Source organism: Caulobacter sp. Root655, assembly GCF_001427665.1.
Taxonomy (GTDB): domain Bacteria; phylum Pseudomonadota; class Alphaproteobacteria; order Caulobacterales; family Caulobacteraceae; genus Caulobacter.
In genome coordinates this window covers 265,774-279,251 of sequence record NZ_LMHC01000023.1, presented here as the reverse complement: position 1 = coordinate 279,251, position 13,478 = coordinate 265,774, and the positions used below count along the sequence as shown (strand labels likewise).

Here is a 13,478-nt window from a genome sequence, read left to right as displayed (position 1 = left end):
AAGGATAGCTTATGTATAGCCAAGGAGACCGCGTTTGTCACCCAGGGACGAAAGGAGGATTTTCACGTCATCGCAGCGCACGGAAGGCGACGATGATGGACGAGGCAATCAAGACCCATAAGGAAACCACCTTCGGCTGGGTGCTGATGTGGCAGGAGTTTCGTCAGCGTCAGGCGGCCAGGCGGGCGGTTCGGCGCGTGGCGGACGAGGCCCGGCTGGCGGCGATCCGTGACGCGACGCTGGCCAAGCCCATGCGGTATCTGGGGCTCCGGTAGAACGGGGACCCGCGGTTGTCGGACCCAGACACGATCGAACCCACGCGTCTCCTGGAGACGTCGAAGCTTCAAATACAGTTGTCATCCCGGAAGCCTCGCAGAGGCTGTCCGGGACCTGGGGGGCGGCGCAACGCGGTGGCCCCTGGGTCCCGGCCTTTCGCTTCACTACAGCCGGGATGACAACAATTGGGTGGGGCTCAATGGAGTCCGCACGCTCACTCCTCGCGCTTGGCGCCGTCCAGCTCGCGCTTCAGCTTGTCGGCGCGTGCGGCCTCAAGGGCCTTGTCGCCCTTGGTGCGGCCGAACTTGGCGCGGTTCTCGACGGCCTGGGCCTTGGCGCCCGCCTTGGTCTTGGCCTTGCGGGCCCGGTTGAGGTTGAGGATATCGGCCACGGCCTAGCCCTTCTTGGTTGGCTTCGGGGGTTTCGGCGGTGTGGCCGGGCGCAGGATCAGGGTCGACTGCAGGCGCAGGGTCTGGTCCTTCCTGAGCACGAACGGCGCGCGGCCGGGGAACACGCAATTCTGCATCGACAGCTCCTTGCGCAGGATCCAGCGGGTGATCGGCGTCCCGTTGGCCTTGCAGGCCAGGCCCACCGTCCAGGCCGGCGCGCCGGCGCCCTGCGGCCAGGCGAAGCCCATGGCCTTGCCGGCGTCCACCGGGCCGACCGCCGGGGTCACGGCCTTGCCGTCCGAGCCGAAGGCCAGGCGGTCGGGCATGACCAGCCGCACCGAGAAGCCACCATAGCCCTTGACGTCGTCGCTGCCGCCCAGGGCCAGGGTATCGGCGCGGGCGGTGATCACGGTGTCGAAGTCGATGCGCCGCGCGCCGGCCTTCAGCGGATGGACCCGGACCTTGGTGGTCTCGCGGGCCACATAGGCCACCTCCGGTCCGGAATTGACGATCCAGTCGGCATTGACCACCAGGGTCCCGCCGCCGGCGCCGTCGCCCTTGAAGCGCTTCTCGCGGACGTGGAAGGTCAGGCCCTTCATGAACCAGCCGTCGGCGACGGTCTTCCCGTCGACGATCACCTGGTGCCAGCTCCAGAAGGCCCCGCGCTGGTGCGGGTGGTCGGCCGGGCGATCCTGCGTCAGCACCGTTCCGTCAGGGGCGTAGATGGGGTGCACATAGTTCAGCCGGCCCGGCTCGTGGGGATCGGCGGGCGCGGTGCGGTAGAACAGCACGCTCTTGCCGCCGTCGGTGAGGGTGACGCCGTCGTCGGCGAACACCGCGTCGACACGGGCCAGGGGCGTGACGGGAGGCGTAGCGGGGAGCGCAACCGGGGCCGGAGCGGCCGCCGCCGGCGCTTCAACCGTCGCCGGCGCCGGCTGGGCCCAGGCCGCCGAAGTCGCTCCGCCGATCAGCAGGCACAGGGCGGCGGCGAGCGGCTTGATCATCGGTCTTTCCCCATCGACGGGTCCTGGCGGCGAACGCGTCCGACCCGCGAGTGATAGCCAGGATCGCGGCCTCGGCAAAGTCGCAACCTTGACGGGAACATATAGAGAACATTCGCTCTGCGCAAGCGCTCTGGAAACTGCGCCGGGCGCCTGTCCGTTAGCCCCTCGGGCGGTCACCAACATCAGGAGGAACATCATGATCGACGCCTCGCGAATTCAGGAACATCTCGAAGTGGTCGGTTCGGACGGCGGCCATGTCGGCCGCGTGGACCACGTGGTCGGCGGCGAGATCGAGCTGACCAAGCTCGACCTGGGCAGCGGCCTCAAGCATCATCTAATCCCGATCACCTGGGTCGACCACGTCGACGACGAGGGCGTGCACCTGACCCTGACCAAGGACGCCGCCAAGGCGGCCTGGCGCGAGAAGCACTGAAGTTCGTCGCACGCCGATTGACAGCCAGGCCTCGCCGACCGATCCCTCGCCCATCGCGGGCGAGGGATTCCCATGTACCAACTCTACTATAGCCCCAGCACGGCCGCCCTGGCCGTGCACTGGATGCTGATCGAGATCGGCGCGCCGTTCGAACTGGTGCTGACCGACATCCAGGCCGGCGCCCACAAGCAGCCGGAGTACCTCAAGCTCAACCCGGCCGGCGTGGTCCCGACCCTGATCGTCGACGGGGCGCCGGTGTGCGAGAGCACGGCGATCCTGATGCTGCTGGCCGAGCGCCACGCCGACAAGGGCCTGGCCCCGCCGGTCGGCGCGCCCGAACGCGCGGCCTACCTGCAGGGGATGATCTATCTGGCCAACACCCTGCTGCCGAGCTTCCGGGCCTGGTTCTATCCGCACGAGCCGGCGGGCGAGGCCGGCGCCCAGGCCGTCCAGGCCGTGGCCCAGGCGCGGATCGAGGCCGTCTGGGACCGCCTCGACGCGCAACTGGCTGGGCGCGGCCCCTACATGCTGGGTGAGCGGCTGTCGGCCGTCGATTTCCTGGCGACCATGCTGATGCGGTGGTCGCGCAACATGCCCAGGCCCGCCACGGCGTGGCCGCATGTCGCCCGCTACCTGTCGCGGATGCGGGCGATGCCGTCGCTGCGCGAGACGCACGCTCGCGAGGGGCTGACGGACTGGATCGACGGGTAGGTTTCTGGTCCGTGGATGAGCTGGGGACACACACTCACCCCAGGCCCTTGTCTAGGTGGCGAGGTGGCGGGGCTGAGTGTGTGTCCCCGTCCGTGCCCTCCGCCACGGCGCGATCACCACCGCCAGCGCCAGCAGCGTCAGGTTCACCCCCAGCGCCGTCGAGCTGAACGCCAGAGCGCCGAACCGCGCCACGTGAACCGCCACGACCGCCGCCAGCGCCAGGCTGGTCGCCGCCCGCAGGCCCACCGTCCAGAACCGCGCGTCCTTGACCGCCACGGCGGCGGCGACCGCGACGGCCAGCGGAGCCCAGAACACCCAGACCGGCGGGGCCTTGATCGCCAGCCACAGGACGGCAGACAGGGCCAGGGTCGCGGGCGCGCCCCAGGCGACCGCCGTCCAAGCCTTCTCCAGGCGCGGCGCGGGACGTCCGCGATCGCGGCGGCGGGTCAGCCAGATGGTCACGCCGCTGCTGGTCACCACGCACAGGGCGACGCCCAGCAGCCCATAGGCGATCTTGACCGGCAGGCCGCCGAACGAGCCGAAATGCAGCGGGTAGGACGAAGCGAACACCTGCTTGCCCAGGCCGTCGTCCGACAGACCCAGTTTCTTGATCATCCGGCCCTGGCCGTCGAATTCGTAGCGCTCGGCATAGACCAGGCGCTTGGGCAGCGCGGCGTTGACCTCGATGGTCTGGCCCCGGGTGCCCGGCGCGGTCAGGGCGATCAGCTCGGGCTCGACGTCGGGCTTCAGGGGGGCGAACCAGGCCAGGGTCGCGACCAGGTCGGGATAGGGCGCGGGCGTGGGATCGGCCTTGCGCACCACGCCGTAGATCGGCGCGGTGACCTTGGCGACATCGCCCTTGGCGGTGACCCCGGCCACGGCGAACAGCAGCACGGTGGCCAGGCCGATATAGGCCCCAGTCCAGGCGACGACGAAGTGGAAGGGCGCGCCCCAGACGCTGAGGCGGTTGTGCAGGTCGGCCCGGGACAGCCGCCTGGCGCCGGCCCAGCGAAAGGCGAAGGCGTCGCGGAAGATCTTGGGGTGGGCCAGGAAGCCCGAGACGATCAGGCCGGTCAGGGCCGCCCCGACCAGGCCGACGACGATCAGGCCCAGGGTCTCGGGCAGGTGCAGATAGATGTGCAGGTGTTCGATGAAGTGGGACCACTCGGCGGCGATGTCGCCGACGACGGCGCCCTGGGCGTCGCCGACCAGCACCTTGTCGTCGCCGTCCTGAATCATCGCGTACAGGTGGGGCACGTCGTCGGTCGGCAGGCCGATATAGGTGTAGGGCGTCTTGGGGTGGGCCTTGGTCACCGCCTCGGCGAAGGCCTGGACGGCGTGGGGGCTGATCTGGGTCAGGCGCGGCGCGGCGGGCTGTTCCCACAGCTTCAGCTCGTTGATGAACACCGCGACCGTGCCGCTGAGGCAGACGATGTAGATCAGGGCGGCGGCCACCAGGCCCAGCCCGGAGTGCCCCGACAGCACGGTGCGCACGAAGGCCGGCGAGGCCTTGGGCCAGATCGAGGTCCGGCGCCTGGGGCGGGCGCTGGCGGTGTCGGGGGGAACGGCGGCGTCCATGTCGAATTCCTCAGTGCGGCCGCAGGACGACGGCCAGGGCGCAGAGCGCGGTGACGGCGAGCAGCACCGCGGTGGTGCGCAGCAGGCGGCGGTCGGCGCAGGTCCAGACCATGGCCCCGGCCATCACCAGCGGCGCGCCGAAGGCTGCGGTCACCAGCTTGTCGGCCTGTGATCCCGGAACCCAGATCGCCAGGACCAGACCGACGCCGACCGACGCCGCCAGCGAGACGGGCAGGGCCAGCAGCACGGCGGCCACGGTGCGCAACGGCGTGGTGGCGGGGCCGATGGCGGGATCGGCGCCCCCCGAGATCATGGCCGTGGCGCGGATCGGCCGGGCTTTCTTGCCCTTGGGCGACGCCCAGCGCCCGCTGACGACGATGAACACCGTGGCGGCGACGGCCGCCAGCAGGGTCTCGATGGCCACGCCGCGATCGCCGCCGGCCCACGGGGCCAGCAGCACGGCGGCCAGCAGCAGCAACGCCCAGCCGCCGGCGATCAGTCGGCCGCGCGGCTGGGGATGGCGCTTCCAGGCCCGCCATAGTAGCCAGACGCCGACGGCGACCGCGAGAGTCGCCGCTGACGCCAACAGGGGTTGGATCGCTGGGCTCATGCGCCTACCAGCTGCGCTTGAGGCCGACTTGCACGGTGCGCTGCTCGCCGAACCAACACCAGTCGACCGAGTAGCACGACGACACGTACCGCTTGTCGAACAGGTTGGTGGCGCTGGCCGTGGCCCGCCAGCCCTGGAGCGACGGGTTCAGCTTGCCCAGCGTGTAGCCGAGGTTCAGGTCGACCAGGGTGTAGGAGGGCGACTTGAAGGTGTTGGCCGTGTCGCCCCAACTGGGGCCGACATAACGCACGCCGGCGCCGCCGGCGAGGCCGTCCAGCGGGCCGCCGAAGTCGTAGTCGAGATAGGCCGAGGCGGTTTTTTCGGCGACGCCGACCGGGGTTTTGCCGAGCAGGCCGTCGTTGCTTTTGGTGAACGCGACGTCGAGCTTGGTGGCCGCCGCGGTCAGTTTCAGCCGATGAGTCAGATGGGCGCGGCCTTCGAACTCGACGCCACGCGAACGCAGCTCGCCGTCCTGGACGCTGAAGTTCAGGTGGTCCGGGTCGGCGGTCAGGGCGTCCTTCCGCTTGATCTCGAAGGCCGCCAGGGTGGCGTAGACGCGCTTGTCGGGCGACTCGTACTTCAGGCCGCCCTCGACCTGGTCGCCGGTCACCGGCTTGAACGGGTTGCCGGCGAAATCGGTCTGACCCTGGGGCTCGAACGACTGCGACCAGCTGGCATAGGGCGCCAGGCCGCTGTCGAAGTGGTAGAGGACGCCGACCCGACCGGTGGTCTTGCTTTGATCAACGCTGGTGGTGGTGTTCGTCGCGCCCAGGGCGGTGGTGTCCTGGGTCACCTTGTCGTGGCGTAGGCCCAGCAGCACGACCAGGCGGTCGAGCTTGATCTGGTCCTGGGCGTAGAGGCCGGTCTGCTCCTGCTTGATGCGGCTGTCGGCGTTGTAGAAGCCGGCGGGGCCGCGCGGGTCGCCGATTGTCGCCTGGCCGTAGACCGGGTTGAAGATGTCCAGGTCCGGCGCCGTGCCCAGGCCGAACAGCACCTTGGCCATCATGTGCTGGTAGTCGAGCCCGAGCAGGACATTGTGGGTCAGGGGGCCGGTGTCGAAGCGGGCGCTGAGCTGGTTGTCGACGGCCAAGCCGTCATTGCTCTCCAGCGACGCGGCCGTGCCCCGGTGAAGGGTGCGGTTGTCGTCCGCCAGGCCGCTGGCATAGACCGACTCGTAGTTGCTCTCGACGCGGGTGTAGCGAAGGTTCTGGTGGAAGGCGAAGACGTCGCTGAACCGGTGCTCGGCCAGGTAACCGATCGAGGCCTGGGTGCGGTTATAGGCCTCGAAGTTGGGGTCGCCGTCGTAAAAGTCGGGCGAAAGCTGGCCCAGCGGGTTGGCGAAGGCCGAGCCCTTCGACGGCGCGGAGCCGTAGGAGTTGGACTTGGGATCGTGCTGGTAGCGGCCCAGCAGGGTGATGGTGGTGGCGTCGTCCGGTCGCCAGGTGAAGGACGGCGCGATCAGGTAGCGTTCGTAGCGGGTGGTTTGGGCCTGTCCGTCGCCCTCGCGATACAGCGCCAGCAGCCGGTAGGTGTAGCGGCTGTCGCCGGCGATCGGGCCGGTGGTGTCGAGCGAGGTTTCGTACAGGTCGCGACTGCCAGCGCGCACCTCGATCTCGCCGCTGGCGACTTCCTTGGGCGTCTTGGACACGAAATTCAGCAGTCCGCCCGGGGGCGAGTTCCCGTACAGCACCGACGCCGGGCCCTTGAGGATCTCGATGCGGTCCACGGTCGAGGCGTCGACCTGGGCGTCGGCGTACCAGCCCGGGTACTGGCTCGACAGGCCATCGAGGAAGGTGGTCGTCACCTCGAAGCCGCGCAGCTTGAACTGGTCGTAGCGGGTGACCGCCCCGCCACGCGTTTCGGGAGTCACACCGGCCACGTAGCGCATGGCCTGGTTCAGCGACTGCAAGCCCAACTTGTCGATCTCGTCAGCGGTGATGATCGACACCGATTGCGGGGTCTCGACCAGGGGCGTGGCCAGCTTGCTGGCCGTCGAACCGACGGTGTCGTGGGCCCGGGCGGTGACGACGACGCCATCCACCGCGCTCTTGTCGTCGTCGGCCGTCACGTCCGCCGCCATGGCATGCAGGGGGGCGGCGGTCGCCAGCAGGGCGAGCAGCAGGGCTTGGGGCTTCACGACGACCTCAGGTGCTAATGCGAACTATTCTTAGCGCGCTGCTTAGGGCGGCGCGCGTTTAGTTGCAAGTCGTTCTCAGAAGGAGAAGTCGTATAAATCGCGTCCCAAGGCACGAAGCGCGGGGGGAGTGCGGAAAAGCGGCTCAACGGCCCTTCTGCAGGCTCCGCGTCATCTGGGCGCTCAGATCCTGGAATGAGCGAACCAGCGCGTCGCAGGATGTCTTGTCAGCTTCGCAGAGGACGCTCATTTGCAGTGACGTTTGGCCGCCCGTTTGTACCGCCTGGCGCTTCACCGCCGACGGATAGGCGGGATGGTCGGTGGGGGCGAAGGACCACAAGGTCAGCGAGCCGTTGTCGGTGGCGATGGTCCAGCCATTCTGGGTCGAGAATTCCACGCCGGGCCGTGAGCGCAGATCGACCAGGGCGGCGGCGACGCTGGGATAGCCGGTCGCGCCGGGCTGCTCGGGCAAGGGCGCATCGGCCTGTGGACCCTCGGCGACATAGTTCGGGCAACCGGCCGACGCGCTCCTCCAGGCGGCGTCCAGCTGAGCCTTGGATTGTTGCGTCTCGATGCTGTCGGCCGAGGCGTTCGTGACATAGGCGTCCTGCTGGCGCATCACGCGAAACGGACCTCCGGCGGGCGGTTGATAGAGGATCAGGTAGCCGCAATGGCGGTCGATCCTGGCGAAATGGCTCACCAGATCGATCGCCGCATAGACGCCGGGAACCGGTGCGTCTGACGGATCCTTCGTCCAGGTGGTCTTGACGACGCGCCGCTCGACGACGGCGCCGGCCTCGGCATTGAACCGCGATACGCCGGCGGAGAACGTCGCATAGGGCATATGGCGTCGGTTCTTGTCGGCCAGAAGCGCATAGGCCTCGCGGGCCTTGCCGGTGTCGAGGGCGGCAAGGAAGGCGGTCGCGGCCTCCCGCGCCGCGCGCTCCTGATCCGGGGACGGAATCCAGCCAGGCGCTGAGTCCGAGGTCACGTTGATCTCGTGGGGCGCGTCTGGCGACGGGGTCTGAGCGCGGGCAGGCGTGACGCCGCCGAAGGCCGCGAAAGCCGCCAACAGGGCAATGGCGAAAGCGGCGTGGGGGCGAATGGCGAGGCAAGGCATCCGCCGAAGCTACACCTTATGGTCGAACGCGCAAACGCGCCCAGGGGCGCCTAGCCGACCCGGCTCGACATCCCACCGTCCACCGGCAGCACCACGCCGGTGATGAAACCCGCCTCGTCGGAGGCCAGGAACAGGGCCGCGTGGGCGGTGTCCCAGGCCGTGCCCATGACACCGTTCAGCGGCACGCGAGCGTTGCGGGAGGCGCGGACGGTCTCGATGTCCTGGCCCTTGGCCTCGGCGATGCCGGCCACGGCCATCGGGGTGTCCATCAGGCCGGGCGCGACGGCGTTGCAGCGCACGCCCTTGCCGGCGTTGGCCTGGGCGACGCTGGTCGTCAGGCGGTTCACGGCGGCCTTGGAGACCTCGTAGGCCAGCTGGTTTCCGCCGGCCATGCCGGCCAGGGACGAGATGTTGACGATCGCCCCGTGACCCTGGGCGCGCAGGACGGGCAGGGCGGCCTTGGTCACCCGCCACAGACCCTTCAGATTGACGTCGAGGATCAGGTCGAAGGCCTCCTCGGTCAGGTGATGGGCCGGGCCGTCGCCGCGACCGCCGATCCCGACATTGTTGACCAGGATGTCCAACCCGCCGAGCTGGGCCTGGGCGGCGTCGACGATGGCCTGGGCGGCGCTCGCGTCGCGGATGTCGGCGGCCAGGGCGAATGAACGCCCGCCCTCGGCCGCGATCATCGCCGCCGTCTCCTCGGCCCGGTCAAGGACACGGTCGACGCACAGCACGGTCGCGCCTTGCCGGGCGAACAGCAGGGCCATGGCTCGGCCGTTGCCCAGCGTCTCGCCCGGCGTCTGGCCGGCCCCGACGATCACCGCGCGCTTGCCCGCCAGCCGTCCGGTCATGGTCAGGCCTTCGCGAAGTCGGGATCGAGCGTCTGGCCGTCGTCCAGTTGCACGCCGAAGCTGTTCAGCATCATGCAGACCTGAGTGTACTGGCCAGCGGTGAACACCACGTCCATGGCCTGCTTCTCGCCGAAATGGGCGAGCAGGGCGGTCCAGGTCGGGGTTGAGACGAACTGGTCGGCGTGCAGTTCGTCGGCGGCGCGGACCAGGGCCGCGTCGGCGGGGCTCCAGCCGGCGTCCGGTCCGGCCTTCAGCTTGGGGATCTCGTCCGGGGTCAGGCCGCAGCGCAGGCCGATCTCGACGTGCTGCGTCCACTCATAGCCCGAGCGGCACAGCCAGCCGGTGCGCAGGATGACGATTTCGCGCTCCCTGGCCGGCAGGTCGTTCTTCTTGGAGAGGATGTAGTTGCCCCAGGTCAGGAAGGCCTTCAGGGCCTTGGGGGCGTGGGCCAGGGTGCGGAAGATGTTGAGCACCCGCCCGGCCGGGATGACGCCGCCGGCTCCCAGCGGCGCGAGGACCTCGGCTTGGTCCGGGGTGAGGGCGTCCATGTTCACCGGACGGACCCGGGGCTCGTTCAACCGCATCTCTGGCCTCCCACGCGCGGTCTGGCGCCGCGCCGTCGCGCAGCATCGCCCGCGGGGCGGGGGTGGGTCAAACGATCGTTTAAGCGGCGATCGGCGCCAGAACCGGGACGTCCTTGTGCCGGATCGTCACGGTCACGCCGGCGGTGGTCGTCACGGTCATGTGGCCGTCGAGCTGCTTGACCAGGGCGTCGACGATCACCGTGCCGAGACCACCGTGCGTGGCGGCGATGTCGGTCTCGGTCTTGCCGACCCCATTGTCCGAGACGACCAGGGTCCAGCCGTCCGCTCCGCTATCGAAGGCGACGGTGATCCCGGCGTCGTCCCTGGCGATCGGGAAGGCGTACTTGACCGCATTGATCACCAGTTCGGTGACGATCAGGCCGATGCTGACGGCCTTGTCCGAACCGATCAGGCCATGGTCGGCGACGACGGTCAGGGCGATGGGCTGGCTCTCGCCGATCATCGAGCCGGCCAGGCTGCCGCAGAGCTTCGACAGGTAGGGTCCAACCTCGATCTGGTCGACGCCGCCCGAGGCGTGCAGGTGCGACTGCACCTCGGCCACCGAGATCACCCGCTGGTGGGCGTCCTTCAGGTGAAAGCGAGTCTCCTCGGAGGTGACGGCCCTGGCCTTGAGCATCAGGATGCTGGCGATGATCTGCAGGCTGTTGGCGACCCGGTGCTGCATTTCCTGCAGCAGCACCTGTTTCTGGTTCAGCAGGTCGCGGGTCCGGTCCAGCAGGCTTTCCTTCTCGCGCTCGATCGCCCGGCGAGCGGTGATGTCGGTGAAGGCCAGCAGGATCGTCGAATTGGAGCTGGTCTCGTAGAGCACCTTGCGGGCGTTGAGCAGCATGATCCGCTGGCCCAGGTCCGGGAAGTCGTGGCTGACCTCGAAGCCGTTCATGGCCACGCGCTCGGGGATGATCGTCTCGAGCAGCAGGCGCAGGGCCGGAATGTCCCACTGGCCGTCGCCCAGGTCGTAGAGCAGGCAACCCATCGTCTGTTCGGGGTCGACCCTGAACGTCTCGTAGAACGAACGGCTGGCGGCCAGCACGCGCAAGTCCGAGTCGAGCACCAGCAGCGGTTCGTGGATGGTGTCGACGATCGCCTGGGCCAGCGTCTGGGCGTCTTCGATGCCGGGGATCGCGCGCGTCATCAAGCGGGGCATCGTCCGATCCTAGGCGCAATGACGTTCGCGGACGGCAACGGATAGGCGCCGATCGTCAAGCTGTACGCCTATCCCGAACCGTTGTCGTGGGTCGCTTTCGTCAGTGGGGCGGGGCGGTGGCGTCCAAGGTGTCCTGCCACAGGGCCTGCTGGGCGACGTAGCGCCAAGTCCGCGCCATCGACAGGAGGTCGGTGCGCAGGCTCGGCGTGTCGCACAGGCCGGCCTGTCGTTCCATCTCGGTGGCCTTGGCCAGGCATTCCGCCGCGCTGCGCATCGCCGTTCTTTTCGAACCTCGCGCCTTGCCTTCGGGGTACTAACCCCTCGCGGCGCACAAGGCTCCGAAAAGGCCTAGCGGCCGCCGCCGGTGATTTCCTTGATCAGCGCCTGGACCGGGGCCTTGCCGCCCGCGTTCCACACCGCCTTCAGATGGGCCAGGGTCTGCTCGGCCGGCCCCTCGAACTTCCACTCGCAGTCCACGACCTTGCAGTTGTCGAAGGTCGGGGCCTTGCCGCCGGCGTAGGTCAGGCGGCAGTCGCGGAACTCGCAGTCGGAAAAGTGCTCGCCATCCAGCGATACGGTCTCGTGATTGTAGGCGGTCGAGCTGGGCATGGGCGGTCTTTCGGCGGTCGCGGTCTATTGGTCGTCGGTCGGGGGCTTGGCGTCGGCGTCGTCCGGGTCGTAGGGCTGGCCAGCGGCCTTGGCGGCGGCCTTCTCGGCGGCCTTTTCAGCGGCCTTGCGGGCCTTCAGGCGCTCGCGCTCCTGGCGTTCGAAGGAATAGTTCGGTGTACGGGCCATGCGGCGACCTCCTTTGTCGCAGAGACGCGACGGCGATCCCCTAGCGCGGTTCGCGCTGAAAGGGTTGCGATTTCTGTCATGAAGGGCGGGAAACCCCCTCAAGTCCCCGCGGACGAGGCGGGGACACACACTCATCTCACCAACGTCCGATCATAAGACCGGAACGCCTCGCGATGAGTGTGTGTCCCCCTAGGTCCCTACTTCACGTTGCCGCAGAAGCGCTGGATGCGCGCGCACGCGTCCTCCAGCACGTCGTTGCTGGTGGCGTAGCTGATGCGGAAGAACGGCGACAGGCCGAACGCCGCGCCGTGCACCACGGCCACGCCCTCGGCGTCCAGCAGTTCGCCGGCGAAGTCCTCGTCTGTCTCGATGACCTTGCCGCTGGGGGCGGTCTTGCCGATCAGGCCGGCGCAGGACGGATAGACGTAGAACGCGCCTTCCGGGGTCGGGCAGTGGATGCCCGTGGCCTGGTTCAGCATCGACACCACCAGGTCGCGGCGCTCCTGGAACAGCTTGGCGTTCGGCTTGATGAAGTCCTGCGTGCCGTTCAGCGCCTCCAGCGCCGCCCATTGCGAGATGGACGAGGGGTTGGAGGTGGTCTGGCTGATCATCTTGGCCATGGCCTTGATCAGGGCTTCCGGTCCGGCCGCGTAGCCGATCCGCCAGCCGGTCATGGCGTAGGACTTCGACACGCCGTTCATCGTCAGGGTGCGGTCATAGAGCCTGGGCTCGACCTGGGCGATGGTGGTGAACTCGAAGTCGTCGAACACCAGGTGCTCGTACATGTCGTCGGTCAGCACCCACACGTGCGGGTGGCGCAGCAGCACGTCGGCGAGGGCCTGCAGCTCGGCGCGGGTATAGGCGCCGCCCGAGGGGTTGGACGGACTGTTGATCAGCAGCCACTTGGTCTTCGGCGTGATCGCCGCTTCCAGGGCGTCGGGGGTCAGCTTGAAGCCGCTCTCGGCGGTGGTTTCCACCGGCACCGGCGTGCCGCCGGCCAGCAGGGTCATGTCGGGATACGACACCCAGTACGGGGCGGGGATGACCACCTCGTCGCCCGGGTTCAGGGTGGCGACCAGGGCGTTGAAGATCACCGGCTTGCCGCCCGGGGCGACGTGGACTTGACTGGGCTTGTAGTCCAGGCCGTTCTCGCGCTTGAACTTGGCGCAGATCGCCGCCTTCAGCTCGGGCATGCCGTCGGGGTCGGTGTACTTGGTCTTGCCGGCCCGGATCGCCGCGATGCCGGCTTCCTTGATGTTGTCGGGGGTGTCGAAGTCCGGTTCGCCGGCGGAAAGGGCGATCACGTCCCGGCCGGCCGCTTTCAGGGCGCGCGCCTTGGCGCTGATGGCGATGGTGGCGGACGGGGCGATGCGCCGCAGGGCGGCGGACTCGAGCGACATGGTTCAGGACTCCCCTGGGAGGACGTGGACTCGAAAGACCGGTTTCAGGATTGCGGCGGTCTTACGCCCGCGCTTGTCGTGGTGCAACGCGGGAGGGGAGCAATCTTGCCATTCGCCGTCGCCGACGTCCGTCATTCCTGCCTTGAAGCGAAAGGGAGATACGCGAGCGCCGATAACAACGGACGGATCGCCTTTCCCTCCCCTTTATGGGGAGGGGGGACCAGCGAAGCTGGTGGGTGGGGCTTCACCGCCGCAACGAACGGCCCTGCACCGGACCCCCACCCGACGCGCTACGCGGGCCACCCTCCCCGCAGGGGGGAGGGACGAGAGGGTTTCGGATTTCGAAAGCTGACCGTTCGAACGTCCGCTCAGGGTCGAATAGGAAGTTGGCGGCTGGGCCGGAATAGGACTTCAGATCACGGCCC

Annotated in this window: 16 protein-coding genes; 3 read left to right on the top strand and 13 right to left on the bottom strand. The window is 68.6% G+C overall.

The annotated features are described in order from the left end of the window. Nucleotides 1-95 precede the first annotated feature (95 nt). The gene (locus ASD79_RS16185; protein ID WP_162252375.1) at nt 96-275 is read left to right on the top strand and encodes a hypothetical protein; all 180 of its coding nucleotides are present in this window, start codon (nt 96-98) and stop codon (nt 273-275) included. Nucleotides 276-490: 215 nt separating this feature from the next. Here ASD79_RS16185 and ASD79_RS23480 read toward each other — a convergent pair whose 3' ends face one another. Further along, on the bottom strand, nt 491-667 hold the full coding sequence (locus ASD79_RS23480; RefSeq protein ID WP_082584987.1) for a DUF4169 family protein: 177 nt from the start codon (nt 665-667) through the stop codon (nt 491-493). Nucleotides 668-670: 3 nt separating this feature from the next. Beyond that, nucleotides 671-1,669, bottom strand: coding sequence for a DUF6807 family protein (locus ASD79_RS16180; protein WP_156400545.1), 999 nt, complete (start codon nt 1,667-1,669; stop codon nt 671-673). 196 nt (nt 1,670-1,865) lie between these two features. On the opposite strand from ASD79_RS16180, the gene ASD79_RS16175 reads away from it, so the two are divergent. Continuing rightward, nucleotides 1,866-2,102, top strand: coding sequence for a DUF2171 domain-containing protein (locus tag ASD79_RS16175; protein WP_056723432.1), 237 nt, complete (start codon nt 1,866-1,868; stop codon nt 2,100-2,102). Nucleotides 2,103-2,174: 72 nt separating this feature from the next. Further along, the gene (locus tag ASD79_RS16170; protein ID WP_056723431.1) at nt 2,175-2,813 is read left to right on the top strand and encodes a glutathione S-transferase family protein; all 639 of its coding nucleotides are present in this window, start codon (nt 2,175-2,177) and stop codon (nt 2,811-2,813) included. 51 nt (nt 2,814-2,864) lie between these two features. Here the strand turns inward: ASD79_RS16170 and ASD79_RS16165 are convergent, their stop codons facing one another. The 11 genes from ASD79_RS16165 to ASD79_RS16125 all read right to left on the bottom strand — a co-directional run bounded on the left by ASD79_RS16165 (nt 2,865) and on the right by ASD79_RS16125 (nt 13,053). Then, nucleotides 2,865-4,391 carry a PepSY domain-containing protein gene (locus ASD79_RS16165; protein ID WP_056723430.1) on the bottom strand — a complete coding sequence of 509 codons (1,527 nt, stop codon included), beginning with the start codon at nt 4,389-4,391 and terminating at the stop codon, nt 2,865-2,867. 10 nt (nt 4,392-4,401) lie between these two features. Continuing rightward, entirely contained in the window at nt 4,402-5,001 is a 600-nt protein-coding gene (locus ASD79_RS16160; RefSeq protein WP_056723428.1) for a hypothetical protein, read from the bottom strand. Nucleotides 5,002-5,005: 4 nt separating this feature from the next. Next, nucleotides 5,006-7,138 carry a TonB-dependent siderophore receptor gene (locus ASD79_RS16155; RefSeq protein WP_056723427.1) on the bottom strand — a complete coding sequence of 711 codons (2,133 nt, stop codon included), beginning with the start codon at nt 7,136-7,138 and terminating at the stop codon, nt 5,006-5,008. A 142-nt stretch (nt 7,139-7,280) separates the two neighbouring features. Continuing rightward, nucleotides 7,281-8,207, bottom strand: a complete 927-nt coding sequence (locus ASD79_RS16150) for a DUF4019 domain-containing protein (RefSeq protein ID WP_162252374.1) — start codon at nt 8,205-8,207, stop codon at nt 7,281-7,283. Nucleotides 8,208-8,305: 98 nt separating this feature from the next. Beyond that, a complete protein-coding gene (locus ASD79_RS16145) occupies nt 8,306-9,109 on the bottom strand; it encodes an SDR family NAD(P)-dependent oxidoreductase (RefSeq protein WP_056723423.1) in 804 nt (267 codons plus the stop codon). 2 nt (nt 9,110-9,111) lie between these two features. Then, nucleotides 9,112-9,693, bottom strand: a complete 582-nt coding sequence (locus tag ASD79_RS16140; protein ID WP_056723422.1) for a carboxymuconolactone decarboxylase family protein — start codon at nt 9,691-9,693, stop codon at nt 9,112-9,114. A gap of 79 nt (nt 9,694-9,772) precedes the next feature. Next, on the bottom strand, nt 9,773-10,858 hold the full coding sequence (locus ASD79_RS16135) for a sensor histidine kinase (RefSeq protein WP_235524485.1): 1,086 nt from the start codon (nt 10,856-10,858) through the stop codon (nt 9,773-9,775). A gap of 100 nt (nt 10,859-10,958) precedes the next feature. After that, the gene (locus tag ASD79_RS23995; protein WP_156400544.1) at nt 10,959-11,132 is read right to left on the bottom strand and encodes a hypothetical protein; all 174 of its coding nucleotides are present in this window, start codon (nt 11,130-11,132) and stop codon (nt 10,959-10,961) included. A gap of 74 nt (nt 11,133-11,206) precedes the next feature. Next, nucleotides 11,207-11,467 (bottom strand): hypothetical protein, encoded by a 261-nt coding sequence (locus ASD79_RS16130; protein ID WP_056723420.1) that lies wholly within the window; start codon nt 11,465-11,467, stop codon nt 11,207-11,209. 24 nt (nt 11,468-11,491) lie between these two features. Further along, nucleotides 11,492-11,653: a hypothetical protein gene (locus tag ASD79_RS24710; protein ID WP_200952317.1), complete on the bottom strand. Its 162-nt coding sequence runs from the start codon at nt 11,651-11,653 to the stop codon at nt 11,492-11,494. 197 nt (nt 11,654-11,850) lie between these two features. Continuing rightward, on the bottom strand, nt 11,851-13,053 hold the full coding sequence (locus tag ASD79_RS16125; RefSeq protein ID WP_056723417.1) for a pyridoxal phosphate-dependent aminotransferase: 1,203 nt from the start codon (nt 13,051-13,053) through the stop codon (nt 11,851-11,853). Nucleotides 13,054-13,478: the final 425 nt, after the last annotated feature.